Origin of the sequence: Streptomyces sp. NPDC048191 (genome assembly GCF_040652655.1) — a bacterium.
GTDB lineage: Bacteria > Actinomycetota > Actinomycetes > Streptomycetales > Streptomycetaceae > Streptomyces.
Genome location: NZ_JBEZMO010000032.1, coordinates 50,317 through 68,470, shown reverse-complemented (window position 1 = coordinate 68,470; position 18,154 = coordinate 50,317). Strand labels below are relative to the sequence as shown.

16 protein-coding genes are annotated in these 18,154 nt (G+C 70.3%); 11 read left to right on the top strand and 5 right to left on the bottom strand.

Annotated elements, in window-relative coordinates; translation table 11 throughout:
* Positions 1-40 precede the first annotated feature (40 nt).
* The 3 genes from AB0D93_RS34600 to AB0D93_RS34590 all read left to right on the top strand — a co-directional run bounded on the left by AB0D93_RS34600 (position 41) and on the right by AB0D93_RS34590 (position 2,585).
* Positions 41-553 carry a transcriptional regulator gene (locus tag AB0D93_RS34600; protein WP_362128324.1) on the top strand — a complete coding sequence of 171 codons (513 nt, stop codon included), beginning with the start codon at positions 41-43 and terminating at the stop codon, positions 551-553.
* Positions 550-933 carry a helix-turn-helix domain-containing protein gene (locus AB0D93_RS34595; RefSeq protein ID WP_362128321.1) on the top strand — a complete coding sequence of 128 codons (384 nt, stop codon included), beginning with the start codon at positions 550-552 and terminating at the stop codon, positions 931-933. Before AB0D93_RS34600 ends, AB0D93_RS34595 begins: the two co-directional genes overlap by 4 nt.
* A 1,073-nt stretch (positions 934-2,006) precedes the next feature.
* Positions 2,007-2,585 carry a hypothetical protein gene (locus AB0D93_RS34590; RefSeq protein WP_362128318.1) on the top strand — a complete coding sequence of 193 codons (579 nt, stop codon included), beginning with the start codon at positions 2,007-2,009 and terminating at the stop codon, positions 2,583-2,585.
* Positions 2,586-2,708: 123 nt separating this feature from the next.
* Here the strand turns inward: AB0D93_RS34590 and AB0D93_RS34585 are convergent, their stop codons facing one another.
* Positions 2,709-3,335: a hypothetical protein gene (locus AB0D93_RS34585; protein ID WP_362128315.1), complete on the bottom strand. Its 627-nt coding sequence runs from the start codon at positions 3,333-3,335 to the stop codon at positions 2,709-2,711.
* 1,043 nt (positions 3,336-4,378) lie between these two features.
* Here AB0D93_RS34585 and AB0D93_RS34580 point away from each other — a divergent pair.
* Positions 4,379-5,281, top strand: a complete 903-nt coding sequence (locus AB0D93_RS34580; RefSeq protein ID WP_362128312.1) for a plasmid pRiA4b ORF-3 family protein — start codon at positions 4,379-4,381, stop codon at positions 5,279-5,281.
* An 80-nt stretch (positions 5,282-5,361) separates the two neighbouring features.
* Here AB0D93_RS34580 and AB0D93_RS34575 read toward each other — a convergent pair whose 3' ends face one another.
* Positions 5,362-5,901: a hypothetical protein gene (locus tag AB0D93_RS34575; protein WP_362128309.1), complete on the bottom strand. Its 540-nt coding sequence runs from the start codon at positions 5,899-5,901 to the stop codon at positions 5,362-5,364.
* 158 nt (positions 5,902-6,059) lie between these two features.
* Between AB0D93_RS34575 and AB0D93_RS34570 the strand changes: the two genes are divergently transcribed.
* Positions 6,060-7,640 (top strand): hypothetical protein, encoded by a 1,581-nt coding sequence (locus tag AB0D93_RS34570; protein WP_362128306.1) that lies wholly within the window; start codon positions 6,060-6,062, stop codon positions 7,638-7,640.
* Between the two features lie 405 nt (positions 7,641-8,045).
* On the opposite strand, the gene AB0D93_RS34565 is transcribed toward AB0D93_RS34570, so the two are convergent.
* Positions 8,046-8,462 (bottom strand): hypothetical protein, encoded by a 417-nt coding sequence (locus tag AB0D93_RS34565; protein ID WP_362128303.1) that lies wholly within the window; start codon positions 8,460-8,462, stop codon positions 8,046-8,048.
* Between the two features lie 107 nt (positions 8,463-8,569).
* Here AB0D93_RS34565 and AB0D93_RS34560 point away from each other — a divergent pair, with 107 nt between their 5' ends.
* From AB0D93_RS34560 to AB0D93_RS34535, 6 genes are all read left to right on the top strand, one after another.
* Positions 8,570-9,337, top strand: a complete 768-nt coding sequence (locus AB0D93_RS34560) for a hypothetical protein (protein ID WP_362128300.1) — start codon at positions 8,570-8,572, stop codon at positions 9,335-9,337.
* Between the two features lie 229 nt (positions 9,338-9,566).
* The gene (locus AB0D93_RS34555) at positions 9,567-10,478 is read left to right on the top strand and encodes a hypothetical protein (protein ID WP_362128297.1); all 912 of its coding nucleotides are present in this window, start codon (positions 9,567-9,569) and stop codon (positions 10,476-10,478) included.
* 170 nt (positions 10,479-10,648) lie between these two features.
* Positions 10,649-11,851 carry an AAA family ATPase gene (locus AB0D93_RS34550; protein WP_362128294.1) on the top strand — a complete coding sequence of 401 codons (1,203 nt, stop codon included), beginning with the start codon at positions 10,649-10,651 and terminating at the stop codon, positions 11,849-11,851.
* A 22-nt stretch (positions 11,852-11,873) separates the two neighbouring features.
* Complete coding sequence (locus tag AB0D93_RS34545; protein WP_362128291.1) at positions 11,874-13,499, top strand: hypothetical protein; 1,626 nt, start codon at positions 11,874-11,876, stop codon at positions 13,497-13,499.
* A gap of 68 nt (positions 13,500-13,567) precedes the next feature.
* A complete protein-coding gene (locus AB0D93_RS34540; RefSeq protein WP_362128288.1) occupies positions 13,568-14,656 on the top strand; it encodes a DUF6744 family protein in 1,089 nt (362 codons plus the stop codon).
* A 116-nt stretch (positions 14,657-14,772) separates the two neighbouring features.
* Positions 14,773-15,621: a hypothetical protein gene (locus AB0D93_RS34535; protein WP_362128285.1), complete on the top strand. Its 849-nt coding sequence runs from the start codon at positions 14,773-14,775 to the stop codon at positions 15,619-15,621.
* Between the two features lie 166 nt (positions 15,622-15,787).
* Here the strand turns inward: AB0D93_RS34535 and AB0D93_RS34530 are convergent, their stop codons facing one another.
* Both AB0D93_RS34530 and AB0D93_RS34525 read right to left on the bottom strand, forming a co-directional pair.
* On the bottom strand, positions 15,788-16,459 hold the full coding sequence (locus AB0D93_RS34530; RefSeq protein WP_362128280.1) for a hypothetical protein: 672 nt from the start codon (positions 16,457-16,459) through the stop codon (positions 15,788-15,790).
* 243 nt (positions 16,460-16,702) lie between these two features.
* The gene (locus AB0D93_RS34525) at positions 16,703-17,980 is read right to left on the bottom strand and encodes a hypothetical protein (RefSeq protein ID WP_362128277.1); all 1,278 of its coding nucleotides are present in this window, start codon (positions 17,978-17,980) and stop codon (positions 16,703-16,705) included.
* Positions 17,981-18,154: the final 174 nt, after the last annotated feature.

Genomic DNA, 18,154 nt, shown 5'->3' with positions numbered 1-18,154 from the left:
TCCGGTTGCGTATAGGCAATCACCCGAGGTGAGGAGGGGTATGTCGGGGGTCAATCCGGTCCGGCGCGGCAAGGCCGTGAACACCGAGACCGGCGAGCTCGTTCAGATGTCGTTCTTCGAGGACGAGACGCTCCAGCGCGCTCGGGTCCGTTACGACTGGACCCCTCATCCTGGGCGCCACGTCAATGTCCCGAAGGTGCTCTTGGCCAAGCTCTACGCCAAGGACAGCGGCTACACCGCGAAACACCGGGACCTGTTCTTCTTCTACCTCGCCCATTCGCCGGATGGTGCACAGCCGCTCAGGCTCACTTACAAGGAGATTGGTGAGATCCTGGGAGGGCGTCCGGCTACGATCTCGACGCTCCTGGGTACGTTGCATGCTGGCGGTCTCCTCCTCGAAGCGGAGAAGATCGGGCGCATGACGTTCTACAGGGTCAACCCGCGGGCTGGCTTCGACGGGCCGGCGGTGAACCAGGTGGAGGCGGTCAAGGATGCACGTCTCCCAGTGGTACCTGCTCCGACGGCTCCGGCCCAGAAGAAGGAGGCATCGTGACCTCTCCCGTGATGCGGTCGCGTGAGCTTCCGCTCTCGGCCGACCTGATGCGCAACCTCCTGGTGCACACGGCCGAGCTGCCTGGCGCGGACTTCCGGGTCCTGACCTACTACGTGACGGCCGCCCCGCTCGGCGAGACCGTCCGGGAGACCGCCAAGACGGTTGCCGAGGCAGTGAAGATCAGCCGAGGGAGCACCTCCAAGAGCATCAGCCGCCTTGTGGCTGATGGATGGCTGGCGCTCGCTTTCCGCGTGGGCACCGTCCCCTTCTACCGGGCTGGCAACAAGGTGCTTGAGCTGGCGGAGGCTGAGGAGGCTGAGGCCGGTCAGCAGATGGCCAGCGTCAGCCATCTGCCGGTGCGAGGATTCGACGACGAGTAACTGGCGTCCACGCTTTGGGCCCGCGCCTCCCGATTCGGGAGGCGCGGGCCTTTGTCTTTCCCGGGCGCTGGCTGGAGCCAACGGGGCGAGGGCGTATGCGGCCACCACATCGAAGACCCGAAGGCCCGTCGCCCCGCTCCAGGGGAGGCGGGCCTTCGGCGTACGCGCCGTACGACCTCCCCAGAGCCCCATATACCGTCATGGGGATAATGAGTCCCTCGCGCGCGCTTCTCTCCCTCGGGTCCGTGGGCCCTACTGGGCCCACTCCCCCTCGGGACACCCGGGCTGACGTGCCGCGACGAGCCCCTGCGACGTAGCAGCGGCGTCGCCGTGCAGAGCGGAGCGGACGGAACCGGTGGGCACCGGGCCCGGCCCTCGCCCACGGCGCGGCACCCTCACGCGGAGCGGGCCCCAGGGCGATTCCCAAGAGCGCGAGGACTAATTATCCCCCAGAGGTGAGAGTGCGCGCCGCGGGCGCGCGAAAAGAGGGGCGGATGGGTGGGGCGGGGCCGGAGTCGCCGTTCCCGGGCCCCTTCCCCGCCGTACGGGCCGGGCTGGCCCCGCCCCACCCATCCGCTCGGCTTCTCATCCGTGCTCCCCCGACCCGCCGTTGCCGTCCGCGGGTCCGTGGAAGGGATAGAAAGGACGCGCTTCGCGCGGCGACTGAAGAAGCAGAGCGCCGCATCGGTGCAGGTGGATGGGCTTCCTCGGGCCGCGGAACAGCCAGGAAGGGGCTTGGCGCGGCCCCTGGGGCGCGTTCAGGGCTCCCGTGCCCGTTTCCATGCCGCACGCGCTGCCGTGCGCTCACAGGGGCACATGGGGCTTCTGTAGCCTCGGAGGATGCGACGACCGCAGTCTGGCGTGGCGTCAACTTCCCGGTGACACCGCTGTGTTCCGGTTCGGGGAACCGGTAGAACGGCTCCGCGTGACTTCCGCACTGGTGGGCTCGTTGTCCGGGAGACACGTGCCCATCCCGACGTCACTCGTGCGGGCGGGCCCCGATTCCGTGCCCGGCATTCGGGGCCCGCTCACCGAAGTGCCGCCCAGTCCGTTTGGTTCGGGATGATGCGCTGATGTACGACAATGTCACGCCGAGCGAGGCTCAGTTGCGTGGTGCCCTCGCTGCTCTGGCCCTGCCCGTCCCGCAGGAAATCGATGACCTGGAGGACGGTGAGCGGAAGGCCGCTCTGGCCGCGCACCTCCTGCGCGCTGCCACCCGGGCCACGCACAACCTGGTCAATGCCGCCCCGGGACTCGGCGAGGCCGCCCGCCGCGCGAAGGCGGTTTTCCCGCACGGCTGGCCGATCCCGGAAAACCACTGGACGACCGCGCGCATCGAGCTGGCCTTTCCCGCCGACCGCCTGGCGATGCTGCTGGACGACCAGCACACCGATGCGGCGGTCACCATGGACGATCCGGACTCGGATCAAGGCGAGGACGGCGGGATCGAGCAGATCGAGGCGCACGCCGCCGGGGCCTGGGCTGCCGTGGAAGCCGCCGGCGCCCTCATCGACCTCCGCAACGGCCCCGCCAGCAGCCCGCAGTTTGCCGGGGCGGCGCTTGACCTGATCGGCGACCAGGTCAGTCGGCTCGACGCCGCCTATCATGCGCTCGCACGGCACCACAGGCACGAGGTGTCACCGCTTCGTTGACAAGCGGCGATGTCGCTCAGCGGCCGAAACGGCAGGTCCCCGACTGATCGGGGCCGCCGTAGGAACGGCCGCGACGACCCGGGCGGGCTCACTCGTCGACGTCGCCACTGGGTTGCTCGAAGCTCATGTCGACTGCCCGGCGAGTGCGGCCAGGCGCTCCATCTCGTCCAGGCCGTCGTTGCAGCACCGCCCGCACACCAGGCGGAGCCTGTTCGGCTTCTCCGGCAGCGGGATGTTGTACGGCAGCCGGTCCTCGTCGTCGCGTTGGCGCAGGTCGTAGTCGCATTCGGCGCACAGCAGGCGGGCCGCTCGCGCCTGCTTCTCAGTCCAGGCCGGCCAGTCCGCCGCCAGGGCGAAGCCCGTAAGCACCATGCCCTCGGCCTTCGGCTCGAAGATCGTGAAACCCCAGCCCGGACAATCGTCGGGGATGTTGTCGATGGACTCCTTCAGCGAGGGCATCCATCGCACCACGTGTGTCAGGTCCTTCCGGGCGATCCGGACCTCCTCGCCACGGCGCAGTTGAGTGCTGCGGGAGTTGGCCAGAGGGAAACGGAAGGCCGTCACGATCGTGTACGGCACTTCCAGCAGCTCAAGGTCCCGGCCGATCTCGGCGGCGGTGGCCTTCCACTCCCCGCAGCCGGTCTCGCGCCACAGCGCGAGACCGTCGCCGTTCAGTACGGCGGACACCCTTACCGTGCTGATGACGCGCCGCTGCGCGGCCCGCACTTCCGGGAGAACTGCTTCCGCCATCGGATCACCCTCATCTCGTCACAGCACCCGGGCGGGCGCCATCCATCCCCTCAACGATCGGCGGTACCGCGCCGTCCGGTGCGACTTTTCACCGCCCCGTTCGCCCCGGCCCAGGGCCAGTAGCGTTACAGGCAGGCGTCACCGCGTGACGCCTGCTGAACGGGAACGCTTCCGCCATGCCCGGGTGCGGCACCGGGGCGAGCAGTACCGGCTGTCCGAGCGCTTGCGGGTGCCGAGCGGGGTGTCGCTGGCGTACCAGGTCGACCCGCACTCCGGGCAGCGGAACCGGGGCCACGGGTGCCTCCGGCCCTCGATCAGAGCCCGGTATGCCTCACCGCCGGCGTCGATCGCTGCCCAGCGGGCCCGCGCCACCCGCCAGGCCCTTGTACGACAGGCCGAGTCGCAGTAACGACGCGACCGCCTGCTGCCCTTCGGCAGCTCCATGCCGCACTGGCCGCACCGCCGGACGTACCTCCTGGCCATGCCTCCAGGGTCCTCCCATCCGGCGGCGCGGGCCAGGCCCCAGGTCATTCCTCACCGGTGGCGCCCGGATCGCGCAGCGGGCCTGTCAGCCATCGCGACCCTGCGCGATAGGAATCCGGGACCTTACTTTGTGGCCGAATCGGGTGCATGATTCCTCCACCCCCACAGGCACCATCAAGCACGCATAGGGGGCAATGTGAGTCTGAAGCGGCACGTTCCAACCCGAGCCACCGTGATCCGCGCCGGGGATGCCACAACGCTGGTAGCCCTTGAAGACTGGTGCAGCGGTCAAGTCCTGGCTCCCGTAGACACTCAGATCATTGAGGCAGCGGCTGGAAAGCCGCGCCAGGAACTGCCCGGCATGCAGCTGCGGGTGCGAGCCCTGCTCACTGCCCAGCTCGCTGAGGAGCTTGACCTACAGCACTGGGAGCCTTGGCACGGTGCGCAAAGTGCGCGGGCGGCGTGATGCGCTCGCCCGCGCCGATCGGGTGAGCTGGTAAGAATCCTGCCAGGAGCCGCAAACGGCAGTGAGCGGGACCTCTGCCGATACTGTTTGCCGCGTGGAGACCGTGCACCAACTGCGAGTGTCGATGCCAGACATCGAGCCGGTGGTGTGGCGGCGCATACACGTCTACTCGCACACCCCGCTGTCCGGGCTGCACGCAGTCATCCAGGTCGCCATGGGCTGGGACGACGCCCACCTGTACGAGTTCGGCGCCCGGTGGGAGTCGTACGGGCACAACGGCCGTGAGCCGTCCGCGTACACCGTCGCCCAGATGCTGCCAGAGGTGGGCAGCGGCGCGGGGTACGTGTACGACTTCGGTGACCACTGGGTCCACCACATCACCGTCGAAAAGATCCACCGCCCCGCCGCGAACACCCACTACCCGCGGTGCAGTGCCGGGCGCCGGGCCTGCCCGCCCGAGGACTGCGGCGGCCCGCTCGGCTACGAACGCACCCTGCGTGCGATCCGGGCCCGCAAAGGGCCCCGCTACCGCGAGCTGCGCGAGTGGGGCCTGCACAAGTACAACCCGGCGCACTTCGACCGCGACGAGATCAACCGCGGCTTGGCTGACCCGAAGTCCATCGGCTACCCCGAACCCGCCCCATGGCAGCGGGAGGTCCTCGACCTCTCCAGCCGCCGGTACCCAGGTGCACCCGCCACGGGTGGTCAACCCGTTGACCACCCCCAGGCCGAACCGGAAGAGGACCCAGGGGAGTCCGAGCCCGCCGTCGAAGTGGTCAACGGGTTGACCACCGAGTCGCCGCCGCCCAGCATCACCGACGCGGTCGACTCCGTCCTGGACGCACTCGACAAGGTCGACAAGGCCCGCGCCCTGCTCGGCGTTGCGCTGCGAGCCGAGCAGGCAAAGACCGGCGCCAGTGCCAACGAACTCGCCGAGCGCGTCCGCGGCGCGATGTCCCGCCCCCTGGTCCTCAAAGCCCTCCGGCATACCGACTGACAAGGCGGTCGGTGTCCCGCCGTACACTCCAAGGCATCCATGTCACCGTTTCGTTGACAGGTCAATACGGGGGGTGCCGCTCAGCGGTCGACCAGCCTCGGGGTATCGGGCTGGCTCCAGTCCACGCGGCGATCGGCATTGTGCGCCCATGCCCGCCAGCCGTGGATCGTGGGGTCGAACAGCCCGCACAGGTCCACGGTGCGGATCTCCAGCGGCCGCCCCTGCTCGTCCCATTCCCGAACCTGCACCACAGGGTGCCCGTCGATGAGCGCATACCCCTGGTGCGCAACCTGCCGCGTCCAGGTACTGGCCACCAGCATGATGAAGTAGGGCGGCTCGTCCCGCTCGACCTTCCACGTGAAGATGGTCCCCGGCTCGGTGGCGGCCGGCCGGGTCTCCACGACGGCGGTCGGCACCTCGGGGGCCTGCTCGGGTACGTACGCGGGATGCAGACGGGTCTGTGCTGGCTTAGGCAGTCCGGCCGACGCGTGCAGCTCCCGGTGCCTCCGGGACCTCGCACGCTGATGCTCAGCCTCAGCCTCGAACAGCTCTTGCACGCGGGTGCTGACAGCCTCTCCGATCGCCTGTCGCGCCAGAGCTACCTTCACCTGTTCCTCCACTCATCTGCCCCTCGCCATGCTCGCGGATCGGCATGGCGCGGCGCCATGACACAGGTGTTCGCGCCCCGGTCCCTGCCGTCGGCTCCGCGAATGCGGTTACGTGCGTAACCATCCCTCGATACTCTGCGATGACTTTCACCTGAGTTCGGAGGTTGGGGATGCACGGCACTTCGCCGGACGCGGCGAGCGCGACCGAGGAGTTGTGGAACGCGAACCAAGTCGCCAAGGTCCTGGGGATCTCCGCCACAGAGGTCGGCCGGCGGCTGCGCCGGGGCGAGGAGCCCGCGCCGCGCTACCACGCCGGGGAGGCCCGCAACGTGCTGTGGGTGCCGAGCATGGTGCGGCTGTACGCCGCGCAGCGCGGGCAGGCCCTCGCGGAATACGCCGGGGTAAGGCGGCTACCGGTGCCGATGTGGGTGAACTGGCCTGCGCTCCCGGAACCGCTGCCGCGCGTCGTGGACCAGGTGGTCGAGGTGCCGCGCATGTGGACGCAGTCGCCGGGCGACCCGCATCTGTTCCACGTCCGCATCTGGCGGGGCCGTGCCGACGATGCCGAGCGGATCGTGTGCCTGCTGTCCGTCATGGAGAACGCCACGATGTACGCGACCTCGGTCGGCAATGGCGAGTGGGTGATGGAGTCGGTGGTGGCCGCCGGGCTGCTCAGCCGGGAAGAGGCGTACCGGACCTTCGTGTTCGCGCTCGGGGTGCGCAACCCGAACCCCCTGTCCGAGGGCGATCCACAGTCCCTGATGTACGTGTCCTTCCAGCTGCCCGGCCCGGTCCCGCGTCTGCTCGACCGATGGCGCAAGCCGCGCGGGGAGTTGTTCGCGGGGTCCAGCGTGATCCCGGCGCGGTTGTCGCACCTGGCGCACCTGGTGGGCGAGGAGGTGGAGATCTATCCGGACGGGACACACACACCGGAGGTGGTCGCACGGTACGTCGGCGGGGAACGGCCGGTGGTCGTCGACTGGGACCCGATGGAGCTGGAGGCGCACCTGAAGCACACCGAGGTGCTCCGGGCCTGGGCCGCCGAACTCGCCGAGGCCGGGCAGGCCCGGGACGCGGCCACGGTCACCGACGCCGCCACCTCGACGGCCAATGCCGTGCTCATTGCTCACGACTACTACGGCCGCGTCTACGGCAACGAACGCCGGGACGTCGTGCAGCGGCGCATTCCGCAGCCGGAACCGGCGACGGTGGAGGAACTCCGCCGGTTCGCCTCCGAGTCGGGCGGCTCCACGGTGGGGCACTGGCTTCGTCTGCACCGCGCCACCGCACTCCTCGCTGCGCGGGACGGCCTGCCTGCCGAGCGGCACGCCGCACTCCTCGCCGCGGTGGAGGAGAACGACGCGATGCTGTCCGGCCCGGTGCAGGCGATCGGCAGCGAGCTGGGCGGCTGGCCTCTGCGCCTGGCGGCCGCCGCCCATTCGCAGCTCGACGAGTACGTGCAGACCCTGGCCTGGTACGGACCCAAGGCGGAGCACCAGGAGGCAGCCCGCCAGCTGCGGGACGCGCTGTGGGACGACGAACGCGGCGCGGTCCGCGCGGGATACGACCCCTTCGGCCGGCTGGTGCTGGTCACCGAGGACCGGGCCGCCGCGGCCGTGGCCTGCCCCGCCGAGGAGGCGGCCGCCTACCGGCTGGACCAGCCGCATCCCGGCTTCCGGCTCCTGGAGGACGGCCGTCTCGACTTGCTGCCGCTGACGCAGACCGGCCCTGTCCGCAGGCGCCTCATCTGACCAGGACGCCAGTGTCAACGTTTCGGTGACACAAGAAGATGGCGGGGGCGCCCGGCTGTCAGAGCTGGACGGTAGCGTCCCTCCATGGCCCCCGTCTCCCCCATTCTGGTGACGTCCCCGATACCGCCGCTGGTCCTGCTGCCGGCGGCGGTCTTCGTCGCGGGAGTGCGGGGATGACCGGTCAGCCGCGCCCACGGGAGACCGAGTGCGTCCGATCCGTGGCAGATCATGCCGAGTTCACGCCGGTCTATCCGCCCTTCGACTGGGCCGCTTCGTGGCGCCGGGTCGTCGCCTCACGCGCAGGGGAAGGCGTCGAGGCCCACGCGGAATCCGGTGAGCGCGACCGCTGAGCGTCTCGCGGCCCCGGATTCGGGACACATGCCGTGACCTCGCAGGCCGGGCTCTTCAGTCCCGTTGCCCTTCCTCCAGGCTCAGCACGTCGAGGATGTGCAGGAGTTGGCCGTCGGCGGAGCGGGCCATCAGCATCACCTCGTGCGGCTTGACGTCGTCGCCGTAGTCGGCCGACGTGATCTCTTCGCGCAGCACGCCCTCGAAGGCGGCGCACTCGGTGCAGCCCGTCCGGTGCATCAGGTACCGGGCGGGGGCCCGCACCGTGCTGTTGTCGCCCTTCTCCAGCACGTGCGCCGGCTCGCCGGTGGCGTGGCTGCCCATGCGTCCGGTGACCGTGTACGTGTAGAAGGGGTGTCCCCGCCGGGCTTCGAGCACCGTGGCCATCACGTGCACGACGTCTCCGCGGCCGAAGTGCTCGGTGGTGATGTCCCGTTGGTGGATAGCGCTGGCGTTCAGTTCGTCCTGCAACATGGTGGTGACCTTACGGTCCGAGCTGTCGGCGACGTCGGGCCGTCCGCTGCCGCGCAGCGGCCTGTCAACGTTTTGGTGACATCGCGCGGGGGTGGAAGGGTGAGCCCATGGCGATCGACCACGTGAAGCGGCAGCGGACTCGGGAAGCGGCGGAGGATCTGCTCCGCGAGCGTTACGGGGAGGGCCGCAGCTACCTCGACCCGATCCGGGTGATGCAGGAAGTGCGGGCGCAGGCGTTCGGCTACTTCGTCCGCGAGGGCGAGGAGGCGCCAGAGGTGCCGGCGGAGGACCTCCTGGCTGCGCTGACGCAGGTCGAGGAGGCCCGCACACGCCTGGACGCGCTGGAGCGGGACCTGATCCGCGGCGCCCGCAACCGCAACGTGTCGTGGCAGAAGATCGCGGACAGCCTGGGCATGGCGAACCGGCAGGCCGCCGAGGCCAGGGCGACCCGCCTGGAGCGGGCGGCCGAGTCCCACAGCCGTGACCGCGACGTCCCCACCCAACGACGCGAACGCGCACGGCAGCGGGCCGTGGAGGCGTGGTGCGCGGCCCATCAGGCCCATATCCAGCAGACCGCCGAGCGCCTGGTCGACGTCGCCGAAGCGTGGCCGCAGCTGGCCGAGGACTACCTCACGTCCCACTCTCTGCGCGCCCTGGAGAACAGGCTGAAGGGCGATGGCGACGGCGTGAGGCTGCTCGATGATCTGGAGACCCTGCGCACGAGGCTCGCGCCGTACGGGAAGCCGCCCCTGGAGCCCTCCGGTGAACGTGCCCCGGAGGCGGCGCAGGCCCGCGATGCCGCGCTGGCCCTGCTCTCCGAGCTGATGGCGGTCCGCCTGGAGGTCGACGCAGCCCGGACGTCAACGAAACAATGACACCCGTCCGTACGCGCTGCGCGAGCGGTAGCAGGCCCGGCCGCCACGGCGCCAAAGGCATCCGGCGCGGGCCGTGCGGCCGTACGATGAAGCAAGCTGTACCGGTGGCGTTCCCCCGTGCCACCGGGACAGCTTTTCCCATGTCGGGGCGGGGAGTTCGCCCCGGTCACGCGGGGGCATGGTCAACGTGGTCTGTCGCTAGGGCAGTTGGGATCTTTACGCTCTGCTCATGTCGAAGCAGAAGCGAGGCAGGAAGCACCGGACGCCGCAGAAGCGGGCCCCACGTGACCTCTCGGTGCCGCGTCCGCGTGCGGCGGCTGCGGTGCTGCCGGGTGGCGGGTTGCCACTGCGGGGGAGCATGGACCATACGGCGCGGATGCTGGAGCACGCGAAGCCGGATCAGCTGGTGGAACTGGTGCTGCCGTACCTGTGGGTGGCCCTCGCGGACGGCCGCGTGCCGGCGAACGTGTGCGTGGACGCGTGCATGACGCTGCGCAACGCCTACGGTCAGCTGGGGGTGCGGGCTGAACTGCTGCCGGTCGACCTGGCGGTTCAGCACAAGGACGGAGGCGGCACCCGCTACGGATCGCTCACGCCGAGCTGGACCGGAACCTCGTGGAACGGGCACTGCGTGCTGGTGCTGCCCGACTCCGAACGGTTCGTGGATGCCACCGTGGAACAGTTCGACGAGGTCCGTGAGATCGGAATGGGCCCGATGGTCGGCAAGGTGGCGTTGTCGACCGACGGCGGCGGCTCGCTGATGGAGCCGGGGGCGCAGGTGGTCCTCCAGCGCGGGGACCTGATGCTGACGTACACGGTCGCCGGGCCGCAGGCACTGGGCTCCATCGTGGAGCACCCCGAGGCGATAGCCCACGCCGACGATCATCGGCGCACCGGGGTGAACGTCGCTTCCTTCACCCTGGTCGCCCTGCGCGGCGAGGGTGTGCGCGGCCGGGCGATGCAGGCCCCCTACCCAAGGCTGCGGGCCCTGCTGCGGGCGGTCGGAGATGCCCCGTACGAGGCGGACGAGGCCGGAGACGTGCGGTTCTGCGTGCCCGATCAGAACGGCCGGGAGCGATGGCTGCGGCTGGACGAGATCCCCCTGCCGCCGACCACCCCGGCCGCTTGGCCGCGCCCGTAGAGGTTGCCTTCACGGCGGACCAAAGAATCTGACGCAGAGGACCCCGGGCGGTGGCTGACCGCCCGGGGTCCTCTGCGTCGCGCCCAAGCAAAAACGTCCGTTTTTGCTCGGTCTCCGCTACCGTACTGTCCCTCACCCAGAGTCAGGATTCTGTGACGGAGGAGTTGGCGATGACGGCAGGGACCGATGCACTCGACACGGCGAAGCGGCTGCGGGGGATCACGGAGGAGCTCACCGGGCGCTTCCTTGAGCGGGACGACGTCGTACGGACGCTGATCGTGGCGATGCTGGCTGGCCAGCACTCATTGGTGCTCGGTCCTCCGGGGACGGCCAAGAGTGAGCTCGCGCGGGAGCTGACGGGCCGGATCGAGGGGGCGAACCTGTGGGAGATCCTGCTGAGCAAGTTCACGGCGCCGACGCGTATGTTCGGCCCGATCGACGTCGCGGCGCTGAGTCGGGGCGAGTACCGCCAGGTCTACGACGGCCGTGCCACGACGGCGCACATCGCGTTCATCGACGAGATTTTCAAGTGCTCCGCGGCCGCGCTCAACGAGACCTTGGGTTTGCTGAACGAGCGGCTCTACCACCCGGAGAACGGCGGCGCCCCGATCCGGTGCCCCCTGATCAGCGCCGTCACCGCGTCCAACGAGCTGCCCTCTGCGGAGGAGTCAGCCGCCATCTATGACCGTCTGCTGGTGCGTATGGAGGTGGGCTATCTGGCCGATCCGAGCAACTTCGCCGCCTTGATCCGCTCCGCCGTCGACGAGGAAGCCGTCCCGTCGCGGACCACGATCACGCTGACGGAACTCCAGCACGCGGTGACCGCGGCCGTCCCCGCCGTGGACGTCCCCGACCTGATCGTGGACGCGATGTGTACCCTGCGGGCCGCCCTGCGTCGCAAGGAGCTGACCTCCTCGGACCGCCGATGGCGCCAGTCCGTCCGGCTGCTCCAGGCATCGGCGTTCCTCGACGGCCGCGAGGCGGTCGGCGAAACCGATCTCACCGTGCTGACCCATGTGCTGTGGGACTCCCCCGCCCAGCGACCGCTCGTCGAGCGCGAGGTCCTCCAGATGGTCAACCCCGATGCCCGGGAGGCGCTCGACCTTGCCGACGCCATCGAGGAGCTGGAGGCACAACTGGACGCGAAGGCCGGCCAGTCCAAGGAGGCCCTGAGTGACTGGGCGATCAAGGAGGCCAACGGCAAACTCGCGCGCGCCGGCAAGAAGCTGGCGAAGCTCCGCAAGGAAGCGCAGGCCAGCGGACGCTCCATCGTCACGATCGAGCGGGTCATCGCCCGGCAGCGTGCCGTGCACGCGCGCGTGCTGACCGAGGCGCTCGGCGTCGACGCGTCCATGGTCCAGGCACAGCTCTAGGACGGCGGGAGGTACGAGCGCCATGGGCAAGACCCTGAGCAAGCTCAAAGACCTGGCGAGCCGGGCCGGAAGGTGGCTGGGCCTGGCCCAGTCTCCCCCCGCGCCGAAGGCGACCGGTGCGGTCGTCGCCGACCGCTTCGATCAGATGGCTTGGCGCGAGACGTACGGCCAGGCGCCCGCGCTGCGGGAGCTCGCCGAGGACCTGAACGAGCGGCACGACTACACCGACGACCTGCTGCGCGACGTGTTCCTCGCCGCCTACAAGGTCACCCCCCAGGTCCGCGGCCGCAAGGAGATGGACCCCTCCCGGCTGGTCAACCACCAGGTCATCACGGCGATGACGGGTAGCCCCGAGTTCGAGGAGCTGCACCGCGAGACGGCCGGTGACCCGTACGCCGCCGCCATGGCGGTCCTTGCCCAGGCCGACGCCCTGCGCCGGATGCTGGAGGACTCCCGCACCGCCCGCGAGCAGACGCAGCAGGCCAAAGACACCGAGGACGCCGCGCAGAAAGCGGCGGCCGCCGTGGCCGAGGCGCTCCAGCGGGCCACCGAAGCCGCGGACGAGGACGGCGCCGTTTCTGACGAGGAAGCCGACGCGGTCGGGCGGGCCATCGGCCGGGCCGAGAAGGCCGGTGAGGAAGCCGAGCAGGCTCTCCAGAAGGCGGCGCAGGCCGTCGCCGCGGCCACCCCCGGCATCCGAGTAGCGGTGCGCCGCGCCCTGGCCGAGGCCGCCGAGGCCGCGCGGGAGGAAGCCGCGCTGATGCGGGCGTGGGGCATGGAGCCAGGCCCTCTGGAGCGGATGTCGTACGAGCAGCGCGCCCAGCTCGCCCAGCGGCTGCGCTCCGGACGGCTCGGGCGGTTCGCGGAGCTGATCGGCCGCTTTCGGCAGATGGCTTTCGGTGAACGCGCGCGGAAGGTCGAGAACGCGCCGGGCGAACTCGTCGGGATCACCCTGGGCGACGATCTCTCTCGGGTCATCCCCTCCGAGCTGGCCCATCTCGGCATCCCCGCCATGCGCGCGGTGTTCGCGGCCCGGTATGCCGAGGCCCGGCTGATGCTGTACGACAGCCGCGGCGAGCAGTACACCGGGCAGGGCGCGGTCATCGCCTGCGTGGACTGCTCGTTCTCCATGGCCACCCCCGCCGGCGCCGACGGCATCACCGGCGAGGCGTGGGCCAAGGCGTGTGCGCTGGCCCTCCTGGACCAGGCCCGCACCGCGCGCCGGGACTTCGTCGGCATCCTGTTCTCCTCGGAGGACGAAGTCAGCGTGCACCGCTTCCCTGCCGACCAGCCCGCCGCCATCGCCGATGTGATCGAGTTCGCCGAACACTTCTTCGGCGGCGGCACGGACTACCAGGTGCCCCTGTCCACCGCCGTCGAGCTGCTGGAAGCGGAGTTCAACGACTCGGGACGGCCGCGCGGCGACATCGTGATGATCACCGATGGCGAGTGCGACGTCACCGAGGAGTGGATGCGCAGCTGGAACGAGGCCAAGCACCTGCTCGACTTCCGGTGCTTCGGCATCGCCATCGGAGCGGGCCCCGCCACCGGGCCCGGCTCCGTCCTCGACGCACTGTGCGACAACCTCCGCAGTCTCGATGACTTGGCTGACCCTCATGCGGTCGCCGATCTCTTCCGGGTGATCTGACCTTCCCTTCCTCTCCCCCGACCTCCGCCCGCCGCTTTAAAACGCCCGTTTTCGCTCTGGAGACGTTCATGTCCGTACCCCAGCCCTCGCCCGCGCAGGACGCCGACCCCAGGACCGGCGACGTCGTGTTCGACGCCTACGCCGAGTCGATGGACGCGGAAGGCGCTCCGCTCCTCGGCCACCTGGTGCTGTACTCGATCTTCGACGGCCTGGTTACGCGGGACGACCTCGAAGGATGGTTCCGCGAGCTGGAGCTGGACGAGGCGCTGCTACCGCCCCCGCTCCGCAACGTCGATGCCTTCGAGCGGGTGACCGGCCCGGACGGCGTCCGGGTGACCTACCCGTTGGACGATCCCAACGCCACCGGCCCCGCCAGCCGCCACGGCCGCCGCCGCGGCCGCAACCAGCTGGTCAACTCGGCGACCCTGATGGTCCGCCCGGTCCGGCGCGACGGTGAGCAGATCGTCCGGCACGTCGTACGGGAAGTCCGGGACGAGGAAACGACGAGCCTGGAGTACGACCCCCGCCTCGCCGTGTGCACCTTCCACCGGGACAACACCCAGGGCAGCCCCGAGGGGGCCGGCACGCTGGAGATCCGGCCGGACAACGCGGCCATCGCCCGTCTCCCCGAGGCCGAGCAGACCAACGTCCGGCGGATGCTCGCGGACATCGAGGACACCTATCGCCGCCGCTGCACCTACCTGACCAGCGACAAGCTGCGCTCCGTCATCCGGCGGTACGTCGAGCACCTGGGCGCGATCCGCGTGCGACCGACCGGAGGGGTGTACTTCGTCCACCGCCAGCACGCGCAGACCCTGGGAGCGCTGCGCAACCTCGTCCGGCACTTCGGCAAGGGCAGCCACCTGGTGCGCGTCCCGCTGCCCGACCAGGACGAGATGCGGGAAATGATCATCACGGCCTTCACGACGAAGGCGAAGGACGAACTCGACGCCCTGGCCCAGGACATCGCCGCGGCCCAGCGCGAGGGTAAGGCGGATGATGCGGCCAAGCTGTTCGAGCGGTTCCAGGCTCTGAGGGACACGACCGATGAGCACTCCGCCCTGCTGTCGGCCTCGCTGGACGACACCCGCGCCGCCCTGGACCTCGTCAAGATCCAGCTCGGTGGCCTGCTCGCCACAGCATCCGACGACGAGTAGCCCGTCCCGCAGGCCCACGGCCTGCCCGCCGGTCGCTAAAACGCCCGTTTTAGCAATGTGGTCCTGATCGACGAATCCGGTCTGGGGCGCGATCGGGGCCTGTACGGTCGCTCGCCATGGGCTTGGAGAAGGTGTCGTACGCATGGGTGGCACGGGCCGTGTTGACGGTGATGGCGTGCGGTGTGGCGGCCGTGCGCTGGCAGCATCCGCTCGCCGCCGGAGGCATCGTGGGGGCCGCGGTCCTCACCGCCGCGATCTGGTCGGTGCTGGCGGCTCTGTCCTTGAGTAACGCGATCTGGGCCGGGCTGGTGAGCCGGGATCTGACCTGGTACGCCTACCTGCCGCCCGACGGGGTGCGACGGGGCGGCCCGCTCGACCCGGACACCGAGTTCATGGTGGGGCAGATGTGCCAGGTCGAAGCCCGCGTCCAGGACTTCATCCGAGAGTCGGACCTGGAGCACGTCTCGCTGGCCGTGACCGGCGGCCGGCTCGGCCTGTGGCACGAGGCGGTGTCGACCCGTTCCGGGCGCAGCGGGCATGTGGCCTTGGGGTACTTCTGGCTGTGGCCCGACCGCAGCGCCGCCCTGCCCTACATTCTGGAACACGAGCTGGCGCACCTTCGCCGCAACGACGCACGGACCCGCTTGGGCACCACGACGCTCCGCGCCGCCCTGATCGTGCTGTGCGTCGGGCTCCTGCCGCTCGCCCAGGCCGTCCTCGTCCTGGCCGTCCTCGCCGCGGTCGGCATCGGCTACCAGTGGTGGGTTGAGCTGGCCTGCGACCGCGAGGCCGCACGGCACTGCGGCCGCCATGTCGCGGTCGCTGCCTGGAAGAAGGACCTGGCCGACAGCCGAGAAGTCCCCCTGGGTCGACGGCTGTTGGGCGCCTTCCTGGCGCTGCGCAGCCACCCGCCGATGGTGCTGCGCCTGTGGTGGGCCCGCCTCACCCCGTCCAGGAGCTCGTGACGATCGGCCCTGATCCGCACACTGCCGGGAAGCGGATCTTCGTCCTGCCTGTCTCCGCGGTGGTGCGCACTGAGCTGCCGTACGGTGCGTCGGGGCTGTAGAGCGCCGATCACGCCTCGCGGGCGTCCTCTCGGCTGCTCCGGTTCAGCGACCGGAGCAGGTCGGATCACGGACGCCGGGCGAGGACGTCGGCGACGCGGGAGGATGCCGCGACCCAGGCGGAGGCGGCGGGGTCGATGTAGCTGATGACCGTGCGGAGGTCGTCGTGCCGGGCCGCGAGCGGCATGGTCCAGATGCCTCGACGATGGGCGATGCGGTTGCGGAGCTTGTGGAGACGCTGGACCGGGTCCTCGACGAGGGTCAGGGCGCGGCTGGGGGCGTGGGGGAAGGCGCCGGCGAGGTCGGGCCAGAGGGTGGCGCGGTACTGGCGGGCGAGCAGGAAGCGCCAGAACCCGAACCCGAGTTCCGCGATGATCTTTCCGCGTGGGGTGACGGCTCCGCCGCGCTGGGCGCGCTGGCGGGCGGTGCGGATGTCGGCGCGGGCCTTGTCGCTGAGCGGGACGGTGGGGTCGTCGTACCACTCGGTGGTGCGCTGCCGGCGCTGCTGGCGGTGGACGAGCCGGGCGTCCATCGCGTTGCGCAGCATGATCTCCAGATGCCCCAGCGGCTCGAAGAACGCAGCCGCGGCCTCGCCGTTCCACCGGTACAGCGAGAGCGCGGCCGCCGTGTCGCCGCCGCAGGCTGCCAGGTATGGGGCGAACCGGGCTGTGCTGATCAGCGTGACCACGGCCGCGTGGGCGGGCGGCAGCGGGCGGGGACGTCCCGGTGTGCTGGGCATGGTGGGGTCAGCGTAGGTACACTGGGCGACGAAGACCCTGGATTCGTCCCTGGTAGCCCCAACGGGGCAGGCCACACACCCAGGGTTCAGACTTCGCGAAGGCCGCCCGACATCCGGGCGGCCTTCGCGCGTACTCAGCGCAGGCGATCTAGGAGCTTGTCGGCTGGGGTCGTGCCCGGGTATCGCCGCAGCGACTGGTGACAGAGAGTTCTTACCGGCGGCCCTACCTCTGTGCTTGCCGCCTTACGAGCGTTCTAGCGCGTCCAGCAGTAGCTCGTTGTAGCCCGCGGCCGCGAGGTCGTCGTCGGAGAGGCCGGCCTGGCGCAGGAGCTTGAGCGTGGTGGCGTGGTCGGACCGCGCCCACGCCATCCGGGTCGCCTCCCGCAGCGTGCGCCGGGCCTTCAGGACCTGCGGGTCGGTCTCGTCACTCCCGGCTGCTTCGCGGGCCTGGTGGAAGGCCGTCACGGCCTGGGCCACCTTGGCGAACGCCGTCGCCGTCTTCTTCTTCTCCGCCTCTTCAGGCAGGAGCGGGTTCAGGACGACGGCCGGGCCCCACTGCGGAGTCCTGGCCCCGGCCCGCCGGTCGCTGTCGTACGCGCGGCGGCGTTCCTCGACTCCGCGCCGCAGCTGCTCCAGTCCCTGGGGAAGCTCCCAGCCCGATCCGCCGCGGTTGGTCACCTCGGCCTTCAGCTCCTGGACGTGCGCCCGGTAGCTGTCGATCAGGCCGCGGACCTTGAGCGGCATCCCCTTCTTGTAGGCGCCCTCGCGGTGGAAGGCGCGGTTGCCGTGCAGGACGACGAGCAGGGCGCTGGCGCCGCCCTCCAGGTCCTCGGTCAGGCGGCCACGGACCGGGAGCCAGTTCGCGAGCGCGGCCTGCGTGCTGGGCGACAGGGGCCAGACCTCGGTGGTGTGGAGGTGGGAGCCGATGGCCTGCGGGTTTCGGATGATCTTGATCCAGGACAGATCGGGTGCGAGGTCGACGATGCCGATGGTGCACAGTTCGCCGGACCGGGCGGCGGTGTCCAGGACCAGGCCGATGATGACCAGGAGGCGTGCCCGGCCGGGGGCCGACGGCTTGCGGTCGACCTCGGTCTGGAGGCGGTTGTGCAGCTCGCTGCGGGCCCAGGCCGGCATCGTCGGCTTCGGGGTCGGCTTCGGGTAGGAGATGGCTCCGCTGGGGACGCCCGCCGCGGCGGCGAAGCGGCGCAGGATGCTCGCCCGGCGCCGCTGCGAGGCGGTCACGCCCTTGGGCGGGGTCTTGAGCTCCCGAGCCCGCAGCTCGCCGTTGTCGGTCATCTCGCACAGCGCGTGGGCGCCGGGCCCGAGCAGGTCCCGCATCGACTTCCCGTACCGGTTCCGGAAGTCCTCCCGCTTCAGCGCCCGCTTCAACGTGCCTTCCACCCAACGGACGTGACCGGCCACGCTCTCCGTCATGTCCGGGTCCTCCAGCACCTTCTGGACCAGGGCGGGCAGCTCCCCGACCGCAGGACAACGGTCTTCGTCAACGTCGTTCGCGGACAAGGCATCCCCTTCGGTCTCCGAGTAGGACTCATTATCCCCCATGCCGGCTATCCCGCGACAGAGGAACCTGGCCGTAGCGGCACGGGAACAGGACCGGGGAGAGAGGGGAGTTGGTACCCCGCGAGGTTTTCCCCATTTCACCGGGAGCGGCATGGCGAGATAGGCGGGCAGGCC

Coding starts and splice junctions, on each gene's coding strand:
- AB0D93_RS34530 (WP_362128280.1), bottom strand. CDS start 16,459: ATGCCCAGCACACCGGGACGTCCCCGCCCGCTGCCGCCCGCCCACGCG.
- AB0D93_RS34585 (WP_362128315.1), bottom strand. CDS start 3,335: ATGGCGGAAGCAGTTCTCCCGGAAGTGCGGGCCGCGCAGCGGCGCGTC.
- AB0D93_RS34565 (WP_362128303.1), bottom strand. CDS start 8,462: ATGTTGCAGGACGAACTGAACGCCAGCGCTATCCACCAACGGGACATC.
- AB0D93_RS34560 (WP_362128300.1), top strand. CDS start 8,570: ATGGCGATCGACCACGTGAAGCGGCAGCGGACTCGGGAAGCGGCGGAG.
- AB0D93_RS34535 (WP_362128285.1), top strand. CDS start 14,773: ATGGGCTTGGAGAAGGTGTCGTACGCATGGGTGGCACGGGCCGTGTTG.
- AB0D93_RS34540 (WP_362128288.1), top strand. CDS start 13,568: ATGTCCGTACCCCAGCCCTCGCCCGCGCAGGACGCCGACCCCAGGACC.
- AB0D93_RS34545 (WP_362128291.1), top strand. CDS start 11,874: ATGGGCAAGACCCTGAGCAAGCTCAAAGACCTGGCGAGCCGGGCCGGA.
- AB0D93_RS34550 (WP_362128294.1), top strand. CDS start 10,649: ATGACGGCAGGGACCGATGCACTCGACACGGCGAAGCGGCTGCGGGGG.
- AB0D93_RS34600 (WP_362128324.1), top strand. CDS start 41: ATGTCGGGGGTCAATCCGGTCCGGCGCGGCAAGGCCGTGAACACCGAG.
- AB0D93_RS34570 (WP_362128306.1), top strand. CDS start 6,060: ATGCACGGCACTTCGCCGGACGCGGCGAGCGCGACCGAGGAGTTGTGG.
- AB0D93_RS34590 (WP_362128318.1), top strand. CDS start 2,007: ATGTACGACAATGTCACGCCGAGCGAGGCTCAGTTGCGTGGTGCCCTC.
- AB0D93_RS34555 (WP_362128297.1), top strand. CDS start 9,567: ATGTCGAAGCAGAAGCGAGGCAGGAAGCACCGGACGCCGCAGAAGCGG.